General features: G+C 66.9%; 16 protein-coding genes. 14 read left to right on the plus strand and 2 right to left on the minus strand.

Translation table 11 applies throughout. From position 1 onward, the window contains the following. Nucleotides 1-68 precede the first annotated feature (68 nt). Nucleotides 69-1,721: an acyl-CoA synthetase gene (locus AWC18_RS09095; RefSeq protein WP_085138468.1), complete on the minus strand. Its 1,653-nt coding sequence runs from the start codon at nucleotides 1,719-1,721 to the stop codon at nucleotides 69-71. A 511-nt stretch (nucleotides 1,722-2,232) separates the two neighbouring features. Here AWC18_RS09095 and AWC18_RS09100 point away from each other — a divergent pair. Genes AWC18_RS09100 through AWC18_RS09120 form a run of 5 tightly spaced genes read left to right on the plus strand, consistent with a single transcriptional unit; the run spans nucleotide 2,233 to nucleotide 8,757 of the window. Next, nucleotides 2,233-3,114: an SDR family NAD(P)-dependent oxidoreductase gene (locus AWC18_RS09100; RefSeq protein WP_085138469.1), complete on the plus strand. Its 882-nt coding sequence runs from the start codon at nucleotides 2,233-2,235 to the stop codon at nucleotides 3,112-3,114. Then, the gene (locus tag AWC18_RS09105) at nucleotides 3,114-4,487 is read left to right on the plus strand and encodes an aromatic ring-hydroxylating oxygenase subunit alpha (protein ID WP_064996485.1); all 1,374 of its coding nucleotides are present in this window, start codon (nucleotides 3,114-3,116) and stop codon (nucleotides 4,485-4,487) included. Before AWC18_RS09100 ends, AWC18_RS09105 begins: the two co-directional genes overlap by 1 nt. Beyond that, the gene (locus AWC18_RS09110; RefSeq protein ID WP_085138470.1) at nucleotides 4,484-6,328 is read left to right on the plus strand and encodes a flavin-containing monooxygenase; all 1,845 of its coding nucleotides are present in this window, start codon (nucleotides 4,484-4,486) and stop codon (nucleotides 6,326-6,328) included. Before AWC18_RS09105 ends, AWC18_RS09110 begins: the two co-directional genes overlap by 4 nt. Nucleotides 6,329-6,377: 49 nt before the next feature. Continuing rightward, nucleotides 6,378-7,307, plus strand: coding sequence for an SDR family NAD(P)-dependent oxidoreductase (locus tag AWC18_RS09115; protein WP_085138471.1), 930 nt, complete (start codon nucleotides 6,378-6,380; stop codon nucleotides 7,305-7,307). A gap of 16 nt (nucleotides 7,308-7,323) precedes the next feature. Then, a complete protein-coding gene (locus AWC18_RS09120; RefSeq protein WP_085138472.1) occupies nucleotides 7,324-8,757 on the plus strand; it encodes an aldehyde dehydrogenase family protein in 1,434 nt (477 codons plus the stop codon). 27 nt (nucleotides 8,758-8,784) lie between these two features. On the opposite strand, the gene AWC18_RS09125 is transcribed toward AWC18_RS09120, so the two are convergent. Then, complete coding sequence (locus AWC18_RS09125) at nucleotides 8,785-9,783, minus strand: ferredoxin--NADP reductase (protein WP_085138511.1); 999 nt, start codon at nucleotides 9,781-9,783, stop codon at nucleotides 8,785-8,787. A gap of 71 nt (nucleotides 9,784-9,854) precedes the next feature. Here AWC18_RS09125 and AWC18_RS09130 point away from each other — a divergent pair, with 71 nt between their 5' ends. The 9 genes from AWC18_RS09130 to AWC18_RS09170 all read left to right on the plus strand — a co-directional run bounded on the left by AWC18_RS09130 (nucleotide 9,855) and on the right by AWC18_RS09170 (nucleotide 17,743). Further along, the gene (locus AWC18_RS09130; RefSeq protein WP_085138473.1) at nucleotides 9,855-11,273 is read left to right on the plus strand and encodes a class I adenylate-forming enzyme family protein; all 1,419 of its coding nucleotides are present in this window, start codon (nucleotides 9,855-9,857) and stop codon (nucleotides 11,271-11,273) included. Then, a complete protein-coding gene (locus tag AWC18_RS09135) occupies nucleotides 11,258-12,163 on the plus strand; it encodes an acyl-CoA dehydrogenase family protein (RefSeq protein WP_064996491.1) in 906 nt (301 codons plus the stop codon). Before AWC18_RS09130 ends, AWC18_RS09135 begins: the two co-directional genes overlap by 16 nt. Next, nucleotides 12,150-13,241 (plus strand): acyl-CoA dehydrogenase family protein, encoded by a 1,092-nt coding sequence (locus AWC18_RS09140; RefSeq protein ID WP_064996492.1) that lies wholly within the window; start codon nucleotides 12,150-12,152, stop codon nucleotides 13,239-13,241. Before AWC18_RS09135 ends, AWC18_RS09140 begins: the two co-directional genes overlap by 14 nt. A gap of 58 nt (nucleotides 13,242-13,299) precedes the next feature. Further along, nucleotides 13,300-14,067, plus strand: coding sequence for an enoyl-CoA hydratase/isomerase family protein (locus AWC18_RS09145; protein ID WP_064996493.1), 768 nt, complete (start codon nucleotides 13,300-13,302; stop codon nucleotides 14,065-14,067). Nucleotides 14,068-14,069: 2 nt separating this feature from the next. After that, a complete protein-coding gene (gene meaB / locus AWC18_RS09150) occupies nucleotides 14,070-14,945 on the plus strand; it encodes a methylmalonyl Co-A mutase-associated GTPase MeaB (protein ID WP_064996494.1) in 876 nt (291 codons plus the stop codon). Between the two features lie 21 nt (nucleotides 14,946-14,966). Further along, a complete protein-coding gene (locus tag AWC18_RS09155) occupies nucleotides 14,967-15,554 on the plus strand; it encodes a TetR/AcrR family transcriptional regulator (protein WP_085138474.1) in 588 nt (195 codons plus the stop codon). Between the two features lie 109 nt (nucleotides 15,555-15,663). After that, nucleotides 15,664-16,419, plus strand: a complete 756-nt coding sequence (locus tag AWC18_RS09160) for a hypothetical protein (RefSeq protein WP_064996496.1) — start codon at nucleotides 15,664-15,666, stop codon at nucleotides 16,417-16,419. Further along, entirely contained in the window at nucleotides 16,416-17,174 is a 759-nt protein-coding gene (locus tag AWC18_RS09165) for a hypothetical protein (protein ID WP_064996497.1), read from the plus strand. Before AWC18_RS09160 ends, AWC18_RS09165 begins: the two co-directional genes overlap by 4 nt. Continuing rightward, nucleotides 17,171-17,743, plus strand: coding sequence for a cytochrome c oxidase subunit 3 (locus AWC18_RS09170; protein WP_064996498.1), 573 nt, complete (start codon nucleotides 17,171-17,173; stop codon nucleotides 17,741-17,743). Before AWC18_RS09165 ends, AWC18_RS09170 begins: the two co-directional genes overlap by 4 nt. The last annotated feature ends 5 nt before the right edge of the window (nucleotides 17,744-17,748 follow it).

Raw genomic sequence — 17,748 nt, forward strand, 5'->3', positions numbered from 1 at the left:
GGCAGGCGACCGCGGCAAATTCGCCGATGGTGGGCCGACGCGTCGCCTCCGATCATGGTGAGACGAACTCAGGCGTCGACGTCCATCTCGACGAGGACCCGGCGCAGCAGCTTGCCCGTCGCATTGCGCGGCAGCACGTCGACGAACACCACGTCGCGTGGGACCTTGTGCCGGGCCAGGTTCTCCTTGACGTGGAGCTTGATCGCCTCCGGGTCCTTCTCCGCGCCGGGTTCGGGGACGATGAAGGCCCGTAGCCGCTTCCCGAACTCGACGTCGTCGACACCGACCACCGCGACCTCGGCGACGTCGGGCCGGGCTTCCAGCAGGTTCTCGACCTCCTGGGGATAGACGTTCTCTCCACCCGAGACGATCATGTCGTCGTCGCGTCCGTCCACGAACAGCAGTCCGTCGTCGTTGAAATGACCCATGTCCCCGCTGGACATGTAGCCGTCGATGATCTGCTTGCTGCGGCCGTCGGTGTATCCGGAGAACGGGGCGCCGTTGCGCACGAAGATCCGGCCACGCCGGTTGCGGCCCTCGATGCGCCGGTCGTTCTCGTCAAACAGCACGACCTCGCAGGTGATCGGTGACCGGCCCGCGGTCCCCGGTGCGGCGCGCAGCTCGGCGGGGGTGGCGACGCTGGCGATGGCGCACTCGGTGGATCCGTACATGTTGTAAAGGACGTCGCCGAAGGTGTCCTGGATCCGGTTGGACAGCTCGGGGCTCAGCGCTGATCCGGCGATCAGGATCACCTTCAGCGACGAGGTGTCGTACTTGCCGATCACGTCCGGGCTCAGCTCGACGATCCGGTGCATCATCGTCGGGACCGCCACCAGCATGTCGGCCTTGTGGTCGGCGATGAGCCGCAGTGTCCCTTCGGCGTTGAAGCGCCGGGCGGTCACCACGTTGTTCCCGAACGCGGCGCCCGTGGTGTAGGTGGCCCATCCGGTGCTGTGGAAGATCGGCGACACGATCACCATGGTCCCCTTGTGCGGGAACGGGATCCGGTCGACGATCTGGGCGGTAGCCAGTGGCGAGACGGTGTCGCGCGGCGCACCCTTGGGCAGGCCGGTGGTGCCGCTGGTCAGGATGACCGATCCGCCGGCCTTCTCCGGCGGCGCCAGCGGCTCCGTGGAGTTCGCCGCAACGATCTCGTCGAGCGCCGGAACGCCCGCCGGACGTTGAGTTCCCTCGTCCACCCAGGTCAGTACGCGAGGCATCGCGGCGGGAAGTGCGTCGAGGAGGCCGAGGAACTCGCTGTCGTGGAGAACCACGGCGACGTGCTCGCGCTGGCACACCTCGGCGAACTGCGGCTTGGCGAAGCCGGTGTTCATCAGCACCATCCGTGCGCCGACCTTGCCGCACGCGGCCATGGTGAGGGCCAGGCCTCGGTGGTCGCGGCACAGCACGCCGACGACCGACCCCGCCGAGACTCCCAGCTCGCGCAGGCCGCGCGCCAGCGCCCAGGACTGGTCGTCAACCTCCCGGTACGTCAACGTCCCACGCTCGTCGGTGATCGCGGGCAGGTCGGCGTACTTGCGGCCACCGACGATCGCCATCGTGGCCTGCGGGCCGTAGACCCGGGCGAACTTCGCCGTCTGGATCGACGACCTGAGATCACTGAGGTCGATCGTGCCGGTGTCGATCAGGCGCTTCACCGCCCGGCCGGACTCCGAAACGTGCCGCAGTTTCTGCCGAACACCACGCAGAGCGTCGGACATCGGTAAGCCTCCTCGGGGTCAGGTCGCTGGGAAGTCAACGTAGCAAGGTGCCGGGGCCGGCCCGCCCGCTATCGCCAAGCCGGCCCGCCGGCTATCGCCAAGCCGGCCCGCCATCGCCAAGCCGGCCCGCCCGCTATCGCCGAGCCCGCCCGCCCGCTATCGCCGAGCCGGAATCGTGCGACACGACACGCGCTGAGCTCGTCGCGAGATTCCGGCTCGGACCCCGCTTAGGCCATTGCGACACGGCTGCCGTTCATGATCCCGGGGCGCAGCAGGCTCGGTCTGCCGTTGCGGCGCGACGTACGGCGACGCGCTGGCCAGGGGCGACTACACCCCCCGAATTGGTCCAGACAATAGGGCCGGTGGGCCTCGCCGGCTGTGCTCTTGACTCTGCGCTCGCCGCTGCGGAATAGTATTCTTCAGAACGAAGAATGACATATGTTGTCCGGACAAATTCGTGACCTCGGCGCCGCCGGGGCGAATTGCGGTCTATGCCAGGTGAAAGCGGGTCATGGCGGATCACTGCACTCCTCCCAGCCTGTCGAGCGATTTCACTCCCCTGGACCTTCACGGCCGGGTGGTGGTGGTCTCGGGCGCCGGCGGTGGCGGGATCGGCACGACGGTCACCGCGCTGGCGGCACGGGCAGGTGCCACCGTGATCGCGGTGAGCCGCTCGCAGGAAAACCTCCGCGAGCACGTCGCGCCGTTGGCGCAACAGGGTCTGTCGGTGATACCCGTGGCGGCCGACGCGTCCACCGATGAGGGCGTCGCCACGGTGCTCGAGGCGGCGCAGCGGGCCGACGGCCAGCTCTATGGACTGGTCAATGTCGCCGGTGGTGCGGAGCCGGCGACGTGGATGCCGTCGACCCGGGTGACGCGCGCCGACTGGCGAAAGCTCTTCACGCAAAACCTGGAGACGGCGTTTTTCATGAGCCGCGCAGTCGCCGCCGCACTGGTGGCCGAGCAGCGGCCGGGCTCGATCGTGTCGATCTCCTCAATCAGTGGGATGAACACCGCGCCGTTCCACATCGCCTACGGCACCGCCAAGGCCGCGATCGTCGCGATGACCCGCACCATGGCAGTCGAACTGGCAGCGGCCGGAATTCGGGTCAACGCGGTGGCGCCGGGAGTCACCGCCACCGCAGCCTCGGCCACCTACACCGACGACGACCCCGATCGCGACCTGCGGGCTATCGCCATGGGGCGCCGTGGCCAGCCGGAGGAACAGGCCGGTCCGATCCTGTTTCTGCTCTCCGACCTGGCCAGCTACATCACCGGGCAGACCCTGCTGGTCGACGGAGGGCTCAACCTCAAGTGGAGTCACCTCGGCGCTGACAACACTTCGCTGTTCCTCAAGGACGACACCTTCCGCGCTGCGATAAGGAGGATGTGATGACCCAGGGTTCAGACGAAGAACTCGCCAGCCCCGTCATGATCGGTGCGCAGGCCTACACCTGCCCGGACTACGCCCGTGCCGAGCGAGACAAGTTGTGGCGCAAGGTGTGGCAGCAGGTGGGCCGGGTCGAGGATCTGCCGGAGGTGGGCAGTTACCTCACCTACGACATCCTCGACGATTCGATCCTCGTCGTCCGTACCGGACCCAACGAGTTTCGGGCTCACTACAACGTCTGCATGCACCGTGGCCGCCGCTTGGTCGACACCCCCGCCGGGGCGAAGAACGCCTGCGCGCGCGCCCGCAAGTCGTTCGTCTGCGGTTTCCACGGCTGGACCTACGGACTCGACGGGGCCTGCACCCACATTCGTGAACAGGACGACTGGCAGGGCACGCTGACACCGGAGAACACCCATCTGGGTTCGGTGCGGGTCGACACCTGGGGCGGCTGGCTCTGGATCAACATGGACCCCGACGGCGAATCGCTGGCCGACTACCTGTTTCCGGCCGCGAAGATCCTCGAACCGTTCGGCCTGGAGAACATGCGCTACAAGTGGCGCAGGTGGCTGGAGTTCGACTGCAATTGGAAGGTCGCCATGGAGGCCTTCAACGAGACCTACCACGTCTATACGACCCATCCGGAGTTCAACAAGTTCGGCGAGTTCAAGGGTTGGGCGCGTGTGCAGGGCAAGCACAGCAACCTCGGTTACGACGCGCCCGACGATCTGGAGGCGACCAAGTCCAAGATCCGGCTGGGGACCGGCGCCGACCCGCGAGTGTCGACCGCGGAGATGCAGGTCTACACCATGGAGGAGACCAACGCCACCACCACCGCAACCCTGGTGAACGCAGCCAAGCGACTGGTCGATGAGCTGCCCGAGGGCACGCCGGCAGACAAGGTCCTCGAACACTGGCTGGCGTCGGCGCGCCGCGACGACGCGGCCCGCGGGGTCATCTGGCCGACGATTCCCACCGATGTGCTCGGTCAGGCCGGCACCGCCTGGCAGATCTTCCCGAACTTCCAGATCGGCCAGGGGCTCACCAGCGCCCTGTGCTACAGCGCGCGGCCACACCCGAGCTACAACCCCGACAAGTGCATCTTCGAAGTCTCGGTGTTCGAGCTCTTTCCCAAAGGCGAAGAACCGCAGACGGAATGGGTGCACACACCGGTCGGCGACCCGGGCTGGCGCTCGGTTCTCCCGCAGGACTTCTCCAACATGGCAGCGGTGCAGCAGGGGATGAAATCACTCGGCTATCCCGGCGCCAAACCCAACCCCTACCGGGAGCGGGCCATCGTCAACCTGCACCACCAGCTGTCGAAATACATGGGCGTCGGTGCGCCTGAAGAAATCCCGACAGGAAGTGATCGATGACGGACTGTTCGCCGACCGAGACCCCCGACGACTTCGACATCGAGGCGATGCGGCGCAAATACGCCGCCGAACGCGCCAAACGTGTTCGTTCCGACGGTGCCCAGCAGTACCTCGAACTCAAAGATGACTTCGTGGAGTTCGCTGAGGAGGATCCCTACACCGAGGTGACTCCGCGTGACCCCATCGATGCCGACATCGAGGTCGCCGTACTCGGCGGGGGCATCGCCGGCCTGCTCGCCGGCGCCTACCTGAAGAAGGCGGGCGTTGCCGAGGTGCGGGTCATCGAGATGGGCGGCGACTTCGGCGGAGTCTGGTACTGGAACCGGTTCCCTGGTATCCAATGCGACAACGACGCGTACTGCTACATCCCGATGCTCGAAGAGCTCGACTTCATCCCGTCGAAGAAGTTCGCCGACGGCGCCGAGATCTTTCAGCACTGCCAGAACATCGGAAAGCACTTCGGCCTCTATGACGGGGCGATCTTCTCGACCCAGGTCCGCACCGCCCGTTGGGATGAGGAGATCAATCGCTGGCGGCTGACGACCAACCGGGGCGACGACCTGCGGGCGCGTTTCGTGGTGATGGCACAGGGCTCCTACAACCGGCCCAAGTTTCCCGGTATCGAGGGCATCAAGGACTTCGTGAATGCGGGTGGCCACGTCTTCCACTCGGCACGCTGGGATTACGAATACACCGGCGGCGACGCGAACGGCGGCCTGCACAAGCTGGCGGACAAGCGCGTGGCGCTGGTGGGCACCGGTGCCACAGGTGTGCAGCTGGTCCCACACCTGGGTCGGGATGCCAAGCACCTCTACGTTTTTCAGCGGACCCCGTCATCGGTCGACTTCCGTGGGAACGAGCCCACCGACCCGCAGTGGGCCGCGTCGCTGCAACCGGGCTGGCAGGCCGAACGCAAGCGCAACTTCCATCGCTGGTCGCCGTTCGAAGGCGTGGTATTCGACGCCCCCGATATGGTGTGCGACTTCTGGACCGAGTTGGGTCGCAACCTGACCGCTCGCATCGGCGCCTGCCCCGACCCGACGGCTCTGAGCGTCGAGGAGATCATGGCGATGCGGGAGGAGGAGGACTACAAGATCATGGAGCGGCTGCGGCGCCGCATCGACGGGATCGTCGAGGACCCGCAGACCGCTGAGGCGCTGAAGCCCTACTACCGGTTCATGTGTAAGCGTCCGACCTCCAGCGACACCTACCTGCCCGCATTCAATCGGCCCAACGTCACTCTGGTCGACGTGGCTGAAACCAAGGGCGTCGAAAAGCTCACCGAGAAAGGCATTGTCGCGGGCGGCGTCGAGTACGAAGTCGACTGCGTCATCTTCGCCAGCGGGTTCGAGATTTCCACGGAGATCAGCCGTCGCTACGCGATCGACGTCATCGAGGGCCGCGACGGGGTATCGCTGTTCGACCACTGGCGCAACGGGTACCAGACCCTGCACGGGATGACCAGTCGCGGGTTCCCCAATCAGTTCCACACCGGCTTCATCCAAGGCGGCGTGTCGGCCAACACCACCGCGATGTTCGAGCAGCAGGCCGAGCACATCGCCTACATCATCGCCGAGGCTCTCAAACGGAAGGCGACGGTCGTCGAGCCCAGTCAGGAGGGCCAGGCCGCCTGGGTCAGCACCATCCGAGAACTGGCCTTCGACAACTCCGCATTCGATTTGTCGTGCACGCCAGGTTATTACAACAACGAGGGCCGCGGATTCGGCGATGCCAGCCGCTCGTTCCTCGGTGAGGTCTATTCGCCGGGCTTCTACGCCTTCGACGACTTGCTGCGGCAGTGGCGAGACGCCGGTGACCTGGAGGGTCTGGAACTGCGATGACGAGCACGCCCAGGTTGCCGATGCGAAATCTGCGTGAGGAACCCTTCGGTTGAGCGCACCACAACCGTTGCGCTTCGACGGCCGAGTCGCCGTGGTGACCGGCGCCGGACGGGGACTGGGACGCGCCTACGCGCTCATGCTGGCGCAGCGCGGAGCGGCAGTCGTCGTCAATGACACCGGTGCGGATCTGACCGGCGACGGCGTGCACGACGATCCGTCCGAGCGGGTCGCCGCCGAGATCCGTGATGCGGGCGGTGTCGCGGTGGCCTGCACGGCGTCGGTCGCCACCCGCGACGGCGGTGAGGCCATCATCGGTGCCGCGCTGGAGCATTACGGTCGGGTCGACGTGGTGATCCACAATGCCGGAAACGTCCGCAGGGCCCCGTTGCGGGAGATGAGTCCGGAAGACTTCGACGCGGTTCTCGACGTGCATCTGCGCGGCGCGTTCCATGTGGTGCGGGCGGCCTTCGGGGCAATGTGTGACGCAGGCTACGGTCGCATTGTGCTGACCTCGTCGATCGGCGGTATCTACGGCAACGCCGACGTGGCCAACTATGCGGCCGCAAAGGCGGGCGTGATCGGGCTGAGCAACGTCGCGGCGCTGGAGGGCGCCGCTCACGGCGTCCGCTGCAACGTGGTGGTGCCGGCGGCGGTGACGCGAATGGCCGAGGGGATCGACACTTCGGCCTACCCGCCGATGGAGCCCGAACTGGTCGCGCCCGTAGTCGGGTGGCTCGCACACGAATCCTGTTCGGTCAACGGCGAAGTGCTGATCGCCCTGGCCGGGCGGGTGGCCCGGGCCGCGGTGGTCGAGAGCCCGGGCGTGTACCAACCCGACTGGACGATCGAGGACGTCGACGCGCGGATCGAGGCGATCCGCGACCTCACCGATCCGGTGATGTTCCCGGTGGTGCCCGACGGGCACGCCGCGCATATCCGGTACAGCTTCGGAATGGCCCAACAAGGCGAAACCCAATAGTCGAAGGAGACTTGTGATGCGCGAATACACCCAGTTCTACATCGACGGCCGATGGGTGGAGCCGGCTGAGGCGCAGACGCTCGACGTCGACAACCCGGCCACCGAAGAGGTGTGCGGCAAGATCGCCCTGGGATCGGCGGCAGACGTCGACCTCGCGGTCGCCGCGGCCCGGCGGGCCTTTGACAGCTGGTCGCAGAGCAGTCGCGAGGAGCGGTTGGATCTGCTGCAGGCGATCCTGGCCGAGTACCAGCGCCGCAGCGCCGATCTGGGCGACGCGGTCAGCGAGGAGATGGGGGCGCCGCCCAGCCTGGCCGCGGGAACCCAGGTCAACCTCGGTGCCGGGCACCTCGTGACCGCGATCGATGCGCTGAAGAACTTCTCGTTCAGTGAGCAGCGCGGTGACACCCTGGTGGAGCGCGAACCGATCGGGGTGTGCGGTCTGATCACACCGTGGAACTGGCCGCTGAATCAGATCGCGGTGAAGGTGTTTCCGGCGCTGTCCACCGGCTGCACCATGGTGCTGAAGCCCTCTGAGGTCGCGCCGTTCTCGGCGTACATCTTCACCGAGATCATGGACGCGGCGGGTGTCCCGGCCGGCGTGTACAACATGGTCAACGGCGACGGCCCGGGGGTCGGTGCGGCGCTGTCGCGGCACCCGGACGTCGACATGGTGTCGTTCACCGGATCTACCCGTGCCGGTGTCGCGGTGGCGGAGACCGCCGCGCCGACCGTGAAGCGGGTGACCCAGGAGTTGGGCGGCAAGAGCGCCAACATCGTGCTCGACGACGACGCATTCGTCGACAGCGTCACCGCCGGGGTGGCGACCATGATGGTCAACTCCGGGCAGAGCTGTAACGCGCCGTCAAGGATGCTGGTGCCGAACTCGCGGATGGACGAGGCCATCGCGATCGCCCAGGCGGTCGCCGACCGGGTCAAAGTCGGTGACCCCGCCGACCCGAAGTCGATCGGCCCGGTCGCGTCGGCGGCGCAGTTCGCCAAGGTGCAGGGCCTGATCGAGAAGGGTATTGCCGAGGGTGCCACGGTCGCCGCCGGCGGCCCCGGCCGGCCGGCCGGCCTCGACACCGGCTATTACGTGCGGCCGACGGTCTTCGCTCGTGTGACGAACCAGATGACGATCGCGCGCGAAGAGATCTTCGGCCCGGTGTTGTGCATCCTCGGCTATGACGACCTCGATGAGGCTGTCGAGATCGCCAACGACACCGAGTACGGTCTGGCCGGTTATGTCTCGGGTGCCGATCTCGACACCGCGCGGGGACTCGCGCGCCGGATCCGGGCCGGCTGGGTCGCGATCAACCACGCATTCGACATGAACGCGCCGTTCGGCGGTTACAAGCGCAGCGGCAACGGCCGCGAATGGGGCGACGCCGGATTCCACGAGTACCTGGAGACCAAGAGCACCCTGGGTTTCGGGGCCGGCGCCGACGGCTGAGACCGGCTCGCCCGCGGTCAGGTCCGGCTATTCATATTCGACGGTGATCGAGCCGCCCTCGGGCACAGCCTGGCAGGTCAGGATGTAGCCGTCGGCGACTTCGTCGTCCTCGAGCACCGTGTTGTTGAGCATGGTCGCGCTGCCCTCGGTGATCTGCGCGATGCAGGTTCCGCAGTTGCCCGCCTCACACGAGAACGGGGGAGACAGTCCGGCGCGGCGGGCGCTCTCCAGCAGGGTCTCGCGAGCGACCCGCGGTACCGAGGCCTTCGCGCGCCCGAGGTGGATCGTCACCGTCCCGCTCACCTCGGCGCCGGCGTCAGGCCCTGGGGCCGGGGCGCTCGCCACGTCGAAGTCCTCGACGAACAGGCGGCCCGGACCGGGCCAGGCCGCCCGCACCACCTCCATGAATCCGGCCGGTCCGCACACGTAGCAGTCCGCGTCGGTGTCGGCGCCGACGAATGCCGTGACCGCCGCGGCGTCGAGGAGGCCGTCGTCGGCATCGCAATGGCGCTGCACGGACAGTCGGCCGGGATAGCGGTCGGCCAGTTCGTCGAGTGCCCGCCCGAAGATGGCCGCGGACGCTTCCCGATCTGCGCACAGCAGTCGCACGGGGCGGTCGGTGGTCGCCAGGGCGCTCTTGGCCAGCGACAGGATGGGCGTGATTCCGCTGCCGCCGGAGAACGCGAGCAGTGGCGCCGTCGACTCCTGAAGGCAGAAGATCCCCGCCGCGCGGGTCATGACAAGTTCGTCGCCCTCGGCGACGTTGTCCAGCAACCAGTTCGACACCTTGCCGCCGGGAACACGCTTGACCGTGGTCATCAGCTCGGTGTCGGTCTCCGGCGCGCTCGACATGGAGTAGGAGCGGTACAGCTCCTCGCCGTCCACCCGGACCTGGAACGTCGAGTACTGACCGGCGCGGTAGGTGAACGGCGCTTCGTGCGGGGCCAGCACAAAGGTGTAGGCGTCGGCCGTCTCTTTGACGATGCGCGTCACGGTCGCTCGCTGGAATACATGAGTGACCGCCATGCCCACCCCTTCCGGTTTACGTTCTTCCCTTGAGAGAATACTATTCTCTCAAACCGATAGGATCTTCTCAAATGTCATCAGGCTCGTCCACCGCTGTCCTCGCATTCGAGGATCGGCAGTGGCGGCTGCCCGAGATCGACCGGCTGGCCGGGGACCTGGCGGCTGTCTTGGCGGCCGACGGGGTCACCGCCGGCGACCGGGTGGCGCTGATGTCGTCGAATCGTCCGGAGTTCGTCATCGCGGTGCGCGCCATCTGGCGCCTGGGAGCCGTCGTCGCCCTGGTCAGTCCCGCCTGGAAGCGCGACGAAGTGGCCCACGCCCTGGCGCTGGCCCAACCCCGATGCGCTCTCGGTGACCACCCCGTGCTGGCCGAGCTGATGCCGATGCGGCACCTGGACGACGAGATCCCGGCCGGCACCTGGCACGGTGATCCACCGCCCGCCGACGCCGACGCGCTGCTGGTGTTCAGTTCTGGCACCACCGGGATGCCCAAAGCCGTCCGCCACACCCACGCCTCCCTGGCCGTGGCGGTACGGCACTGGCGGGATGCGTTGGGGCTGACCGCTGCCGACCGGATCCAGGTGGCGACGCCGCCGTCGCACATCCTGGGGCTGCTCAACATTCTGACCGCATTGAACGTCGGTGCGTGGGTGCGGCTGCACCGGCGGTTCGACATCGACACGATGCTGAAATCGATCGAAGCCGACAAGGTCACCGTCGAGATGGCCGTGGCGCCTATCGCGCTGGCCCTCGCCGGACATCCAGAGCTGGAATCGTTCGATCTGTCCTCACTGCGTTACATCATGTGGGGTGCCACTCCGGTGACCGCGGCCGTGGCCGACAGCGTCACCCGGCGCACCGGCGTGCCCTTCGTGCCGGCCTATGGCACCAGCGAGCTACCGGTGATCGCATGCAGCCCCCTGGGTGCAGCGCGCCTGGACACCGTGGGCCGGCCGGTGCCCGGGGTCGACGTGAAAGTGGTGAACCTGGAGGCGGACAACGCCGACACCGAGCCGTTGCCGCCCGGAACTGTCGGTGAGATCCTGGCCCGGTCCGAATCGCTGATGGCCGGTTATCTTCCCGCGTCGGAGACCGCAGCGGTGGTGCGCGACGGTTGGTTTCACACCGGGGACGTGGGATACCTCGACGCCGACGGCTGGTTGCGGATCACCGACCGCTGCAAGGAGATGATCAAGGTTCGCGGGTTTCAGGTCGCCCCCGCCGAGATCGAGGCGGTGTTGCACGAGCACCCCGCGGTGGCTGACTGCGGCGTCTTCGGGGTGCCTGATGAGCGTGACGGTGAGGCCGTCGTCGCGGCGGTCGCCCTGCACGCCCCGGTCAGCGACGAGGAACTGTGCGCGCTGGTCAGCGAACGCCTCGCGTCCTACAAACGACTGCGCCGGGTGGTGGTTGTGCCCGAGATCCCCCGGTTGCCTTCCGGAAAGCTGTTGCGCCGACTACTGAAGGAGCGCCTATGGATGTCCGGCTGAATGCCGAGCAGTGCCAACTGCGAGATGCCGCGGCCAAGCTCGCCGACGATCTGGGGCCCGGCTCGGTGGCCGAACTCGACGATGCGAGCCGGGCGGCGCGCCTGGAACGCGCCGTCGACCAGACCGGCTGGCGTGCTTTGCGTTCCGACGGCGCATCGGGAGTCGAGGTGGCGATCGTCGCCGAGGAGTTCGGCCGCGGCCTGGTCGACGTGCCATTCCTCGGGCCGGTGCTGGCCGACGATCTGCACCGCCTGGTGCCCCTCGGCGAGGATCCGACCACTGTCGCGGTCGGCGACACGGCCATTGACGCGCGCGGTGCCGTGCAGGCGGCGACGGTGCGCGGACGGGAGGTGCTGACCGCTCCGGTAGGCGAGTTGCGAACCGGAGCGGATCTCACCCGGCCGGTCGCCGATCTTGCCGGTGCGGCGCAGCAGGTAGGCGAGCTCGCCGACGACGACGCATTGCGTTGGCAGGCGCTGGCGCTGGTGGCGACCTGCGCCGATCTCGTCGGCACCGCACGTGGTGCGCACGCGCTGGCGTGCGACTACGCCAAGATCCGTGAACAGTACGGCAAACCCATCGGTTCCTATCAGGCCATCGCACACCTGCTCGCCGAAGGGCTGGCGCTGATCGAGGGTTCGGTGAGCGTGCTGCGGCACGCGGCCTGGGCGGTCGACGAGGCACCCGCGGCCGACGCGGTGGGGGCGGCCCGGATCGCCAAGATCTATTCCGCACGTGCCGCCCGGACGGTCTGCGAGACCGCGATACAAGTCCACGGCGGAATCGGCAACACCTGGGAGTGCGCGGCGCACGTGTACCTGCGGCGAGCGCTCACCTCGACCAACCTGTGGCCCGTGACGATTAGGGAGATCGCAGATGGACTTTCGTGATTCGCCCGCCGAAGCCGACTTTCGCAGCAGGCTTCGGACCTGGCTGGCCGAGCGGGCCGGTACCTTCCCGGCGGCCGGCGACGACGAGTACTGGGCGCGCCAGGGGGAATGGCATCAGGCACTGTATGCCGGCGGATTCTTCGGGGTGTCCTGGCCGCGTGAGTACGGTGGCCAGGAGCTGCCGCCGGTCTATGACGTCATCGTCGACGAGGAGCTGGCCGCCGCCGGTGCACCGCCGCGGCCGAGTCTGGGGTACCTGGTCGTCGGATTGGGCCGACACGCCAGTCGCGAACTGCAGCAACGGTTCCTGCCCGGAATGATCGACGGCACGCAACGCTGGTGCCAGGGCTTCTCCGAGCCAGGGGCCGGTTCTGACCTGGCGTCGCTTACCACCACGGCGACCCGTGAGGGCGACGACTATGTGATCAGCGGGCACAAGATCTGGACCAGTTACTCCGATGTCGCCGACTGGTGCCTGCTGCTGGCCCGGACCGACAAGGACGCGCCTCGGCATCGTGGCATCTCGGCGTTCATCGTCTCGATGCACCAGCCCGGAATCGAGCAGCGACCGTTGCGGATGATCAACGGCGTCACCACGGAATTCGGCCAGGTGTTGTTCGACGGCGCGCGGGTTCCGGCCAGCCAGATGGTGGGCCAGCCCGGCGAGGGCTGGGCGCTGGCGATGACGGTGGTCGGCCATGAGCGCGAGCCGTCCACGCTGGGGTACTCGGCCCGATACGGCAAGCTGGTGCGCCAGATGGCCGACCGCGTATCCGGTGCCGTCCCGGAGGAATTAGCTTGGGCGGCAGTCGAAACCGAGATGCTGCGGTTGCATGTGCGCCGCCGGCTCTCCGAACAGCTCGACGGGCTCTCGCATGGCCCGGAGGGCTCGCTGGACAAGCTGCTGATGACCTGGGTGGAGCAGTCTGTGGGCCACGCCGCGCTGGCGGTCGGCGGGGTCGACGACCCGGACCTGCTCAGCGCCTACCTGTACAGCCGCGCCCAGAGCGTGATGGGCGGCACCTCGCAGATTCAGAAGAACATCATCGCCGGCCGAATCCTGGGATTGACGTCATGATCGCGAGCGCGGACGGAGTCCGGGTGAAGCGGGTCACGACTATTGAGGGAGTCTAGACATGTACGACATGCCTGCTGAGATCGACGTGCGCGCCGATGGTCCGTTGCGGATCATCACTCTGAATCGCCCCGATGCGCTCAACGCCGTCAATGACGCACTGCACACCGGTCTGGCGCAGCTGTGGCCCCGGTTGGCCGAAGACGACGGCGCGCGGGCAGCGGTGCTGACCGGCAGCGGGCGTGCGTTCTCCGCCGGGGGCGACTTCGCCTACCTCGACGAGCTGCGACGCGACGAGAAGTTGCGCGCCAAGACGATTGCCCATGGCCGCGATATCGTGCTGGGCATGGCTCGCTGCCGTACCCCGGTGATCGCCGCCGTCAACGGGCCCGCTGTCGGCCTGGGCTGCAGTCTGGTGGCGCTGAGCGACATCGTCTACATGTCGGAGTCGGCCTACCTGGCCGACCCGCATGTGCAGGTGGGGCTGGTCGCTGCCGACGGTGGTCCGCTGACCTGGCCGTTGCAGATGAGCCTGTTGCTGGCCAAGGAGTACGCGTTGACCGGAGCCCGCATTCCCGCGGCCCGGGCGGTGGAGTTGGGGTTGGCCAATCACGTGACGGAAGATCCTCTGGCGGAAGCGATTTCATGCGCCAAAAAGATCGCTGAGCTGCCTCGCCAGGCGGTGGAGAGCACCAAGCGGCTGCTCAACATCCACCTGGAGCGCGCGGTGTTGGCTACGCTGGATTTCGCCAACATGGCCGAGGACCAGTCCTTCAAGACCGACGACTTCGCGACCATCATCGATCGGCTCACGGCGAACAAGAACTGACGATGCCGCCGACCATTGCCGAGCTGCTCGCCGCGGCGCGCGGGGGTTCCGTCCGCGCCACCGGCCGGTTGCTCAGCCTGGTCGAAAGCGGTCAGCGGGCCGAAGTCCTGTCCGCTGTGGGGCCCGCCGCCACCCGAGTCATCGGGCTGACCGGACCGCCGGGTGCGGGCAAGTCCACCACGATCGCTGCCCTGGTGGGGGCATACCGCCAGCGGGGCCTGCGGGTGGCGGTGCTCGCCGTCGACCCGTCCTCGCCGTACAGCGGCGGGGCTTTACTGGGTGATCGCATCCGGATGGCTGCCCACATCAACGATCCGGAAGTGCTCATCCGGTCGGTGGCGGCTCGCGGTCACCTGGGCGGGTTGGCCGAGGCGGTGCCGGCGGCCATCCAGCTGCTCGCGGGACTCGGCTTCGACGTGCTGCTGCTGGAGACGGTCGGGGTGGGCCAATCCGAGATCGAAATCGCCGCGATAGCCGACCCGACGATCGTGGTGCTCAATCCCGGCGCCGGTGACGCGGTCCAGGCCGCCAAAGCCGGACTGTTGGAAGTGAGCGACATCGTGGTGGTCAACAAGGCCGACCGCGAGGGTGCCGAGCAGACCGTGCGTGACCTTCGGGTCGAGTTGATGCACACCGGCGCACCGATTCTCACCCTGATCGCCGCGCGCGGCGAGGGCCTCGGCGATCTGGTCGACACCATCGAGGCGCATCACCGCACCGACAGTCGGGAACGCCGGCTGGCGCGGGCGCGGTCGCAGATCCTGTCCCTGGCCCAGACCCGGCTGCGAACCCACCCCGCACTGGACCGGCTCACCGAACGGGTGGTCGACGGTGCCGACGATCCCTATTCAGCGGCGGAGCAGCTGTTGTCTGAGTAGCCGACTGGCTACTCTCTTCGCATGGCTTCGACTCCGGCCGCTGCGCAGTTTCGCTCCATCCCCCGTAGCGCGGCGCAGACGCGCATCCTCGATGCCGCGCTGCAGCTGATCGGCGAGAACGGCGTGGGCGGGACATCACTGCAGATGATCGCCGACCTGATCGGGGTGACCAAGGCGGCGGTCTACCACCAGTTCAAGACCAAGGAAGAGATCGTCGTCGCGCTCACCGAACGTGAGCTGGGGGAGTTGGAGGAAGCGCTGGAGGAGGCCGAAGCCGAGCAGAGCAGGCCACGGGCCCGTGAAGTGTTGCTCGACGGCGTCATTGATATGGCGGTACGCCGGCGGGGCGCGGCGAGCACCTTGCAGTTCGATCCGGTGGTCGTCCGCCTGTTGGCCGAACATCAGCCCTTTCAGCAGTTCATCGCGCGGCTGTACGGGGTGCTGGTCGGTGACGCCGGCGACGACGCCGTGGTGTCGGCGGCGATGCTGTCCGGTGCCATCGCCGTGGGGGTGATGCACCCGCTGGTGGGCGGCATCGATGACGACACGCTGCGGGCCCAATTGCTGCGGCTCACCAAACGATTCATCGAAGCTCCCGATCGCCATTGACCACCGAATAGCCGCTCGGCTATCTTTCGGGTAGTCGATCGGCTAGTGGGCGATCCGGTCCCCGCGGCCGCCCGAGGGGCCGCCGGGCGAGCAGCGAAGGGATCACGCCATGCAGATGATCGCCGAGGTGGAAGAAACACCGCAGGCCACGGCATTTCGGGCGCAGTTGGTGCTGTTGTGGTCGGGGCCGGTCGTGGCCGCGGTCCTGCTCGCCATGTTCGTCGCGTTCCCGGGCTTTTTCCCGCCGATGTCGCCGACCATGTCCGCCGAGCAGGTGGCGCGGTTCTACGACGAGCATCGGTCCTGGATTCGGTTGAGCATGGTCGGGTTCAACCTGTGCGGAATCATGATCGTGCCGTTTCTGGTGCTGATCGTGGCGCAGATGAAGCGGATGTCGGCCCAGAGCCACATCTTCGCCTACGCCTACCTGGCGGCGGTGGTCAGCGGCGCAACACTGTTCGCGTTGTCGAATATCTATTTCGGCGTCGCGGCGTTTCGGCCGAATCGCAGCCCGGAAGTGATCCAGGCGCTCAACGACATGGCGTGGCTGTCGTTCATCGCACCGGTCGGCATGATCGTGACACAGTTCGCCATGCTGGCCTGCGCGGTCTACTTCGACCGTGGACCTGATCCGGTATTCCCGCGCTGGGTGGCGCATCTGTCGGTCATCACCGCCCTGGCGATGGTGCCCTCGGTCGCCGCGACGGTCTTCACCACCGGACCGCTGGCCTGGGACGGTCTGATCTCGTTCTGGATTCGCAACGGCGCCTTCGCGATCTTCGTCGTCGCAATGTTCTTCGCGCTGCGCGATGCGCTGTACCGCCAGGGTGTGGCCGAGGGATTGATCGAAGGCCCGGCGCAATGAGCCTCGCGACACTGCTCTACGGACCCGAGGCCGACGAGCCGCCGCCGGCCGGGGGTAAACCCGCTGTGCGGGTGGTGTTCTGGATCTCGGTGACCTTCTACCTGCTGATGGGTCTGGGCGTATGTCTGCTGGGTCGGGTGACGCCGCCGCCGCGACCCGATGTCGGCATACCCGAGATCCAAGCCTGGTATCACCAGCACGCCCTGACCATCCAGATCGGCTTCGTGATGCTGCTGGTGATCACCGGCGGCGCGGCGGTCTCCAACGGGCTCATCGGCTATCACATGAAACGGATGAGCTCGGGTTCGGTGCTGGCCTACGGCTACATCGGAGCCATGGCGGTGGGAGCGGTTCCGGGATTTCAGCTGATGATGCTGTGCTATCTGCTTGCGGTGTTCCGGGCAGACCGCGATCCGGAGCTGGTGCGCTTCTTCTACGACCTGGGGACACTGTCCTATAACGGCTCGCTGGGTTGCTTCACCGCTGCCTATTTCTGTTTGGCGGTGGCCATCTTCTACGACAAGAACAACATCTTCCCGAAATGGTTCGCCTACATCACCGTCTGGCAGATCGTCACCGAAGTGATCGCCACCCAGATGTGGTTGTTCGAATCGGGCGCTTTCGCCTGGAACGGCATCATCACCTTTTTCATCGCCGTCGTCATCTTCTCCGCCTGGATCGGGTTGATCTTTCCGATCATGTGGGTCACCGGTAAACGCGAAGTCCCGGAAGACATTGCGGAGGCCCGTCGATGACCGATCTGAAAGCGCAGAACGCTCGCACGCATCTGCCCGGTGACGGCCACATGTGGCTCATGGTGCTCGGCGACCTGTTCATCTTCGGCAGCTACTTCATCGCCTACCTGGTGTTCCGGACGCGGGCGCCCGAGCAGTTCCTGGCCGATCAGCAGCACCTCAACATCACCGTCGGCGTGATCAACACCATCGTGCTGATCACCAGCTCCTGGTTGGTAGCCCAAAGCGTGCAGTCCGCCCGCGCGGGTGATCGGGCCGGCGCGATCAGCCTGATTCGGGCCGGGGCGGTGTGCGGCGTGCTGTTCGCCGGACTCAAGGTCTACGAATGGTCCGCGGAAATACAAGCAGGGCATACCAATTCCAGCGAATTCTTCAGCTTCTACTACGTTCTGACCGGCGTACACCTGTTCCACGTGGGGCTCGGCCTGCTCATTCTCGGCGTCGTGGTCCGCGACCTGCGCAACCCGAGACGGGCCCGGGTCAGCATGGTCGAACAGGGCGCCACCTATTGGCACATGGTCGACCTGCTCTGGGTCGTCATCTTCGCTCTGCTCTATGTGATGAGGTGAAACGC

This window comes from Mycolicibacter nonchromogenicus, assembly GCF_002101775.1.
Classification (GTDB): Bacteria; Actinomycetota; Actinomycetes; order Mycobacteriales; family Mycobacteriaceae; genus Mycobacterium; species Mycobacterium nonchromogenicum.

What these genes read in the sequence shown, in the direction of transcription:
- AWC18_RS09095 (WP_085138468.1), bottom strand. Translation starts at nt 1,721, where the DNA reads ATGTCCGACGCTCTGCGTGGTGTTCGGCAGAAACTGCGGCACGTTTCG.
- AWC18_RS09100 (WP_085138469.1), top strand. Translation starts at nt 2,233, where the DNA reads ATGGCGGATCACTGCACTCCTCCCAGCCTGTCGAGCGATTTCACTCCC.
- AWC18_RS09105 (WP_064996485.1), top strand. Translation starts at nt 3,114, where the DNA reads ATGACCCAGGGTTCAGACGAAGAACTCGCCAGCCCCGTCATGATCGGT.
- AWC18_RS09110 (WP_085138470.1), top strand. Translation starts at nt 4,484, where the DNA reads ATGACGGACTGTTCGCCGACCGAGACCCCCGACGACTTCGACATCGAG.
- AWC18_RS09120 (WP_085138472.1), top strand. Translation starts at nt 7,324, where the DNA reads ATGCGCGAATACACCCAGTTCTACATCGACGGCCGATGGGTGGAGCCG.
- AWC18_RS09125 (WP_085138511.1), bottom strand. Translation starts at nt 9,783, where the DNA reads ATGGCGGTCACTCATGTATTCCAGCGAGCGACCGTGACGCGCATCGTC.
- AWC18_RS09130 (WP_085138473.1), top strand. Translation starts at nt 9,855, where the DNA reads ATGTCATCAGGCTCGTCCACCGCTGTCCTCGCATTCGAGGATCGGCAG.
- AWC18_RS09135 (WP_064996491.1), top strand. Translation starts at nt 11,258, where the DNA reads ATGGATGTCCGGCTGAATGCCGAGCAGTGCCAACTGCGAGATGCCGCG.
- AWC18_RS09140 (WP_064996492.1), top strand. Translation starts at nt 12,150, where the DNA reads ATGGACTTTCGTGATTCGCCCGCCGAAGCCGACTTTCGCAGCAGGCTT.
- AWC18_RS09145 (WP_064996493.1), top strand. Translation starts at nt 13,300, where the DNA reads ATGTACGACATGCCTGCTGAGATCGACGTGCGCGCCGATGGTCCGTTG.
- meaB (WP_064996494.1), top strand. Translation starts at nt 14,070, where the DNA reads ATGCCGCCGACCATTGCCGAGCTGCTCGCCGCGGCGCGCGGGGGTTCC.
- AWC18_RS09155 (WP_085138474.1), top strand. Translation starts at nt 14,967, where the DNA reads ATGGCTTCGACTCCGGCCGCTGCGCAGTTTCGCTCCATCCCCCGTAGC.
- AWC18_RS09160 (WP_064996496.1), top strand. Translation starts at nt 15,664, where the DNA reads ATGCAGATGATCGCCGAGGTGGAAGAAACACCGCAGGCCACGGCATTT.
- AWC18_RS09165 (WP_064996497.1), top strand. Translation starts at nt 16,416, where the DNA reads ATGAGCCTCGCGACACTGCTCTACGGACCCGAGGCCGACGAGCCGCCG.
- AWC18_RS09170 (WP_064996498.1), top strand. Translation starts at nt 17,171, where the DNA reads ATGACCGATCTGAAAGCGCAGAACGCTCGCACGCATCTGCCCGGTGAC.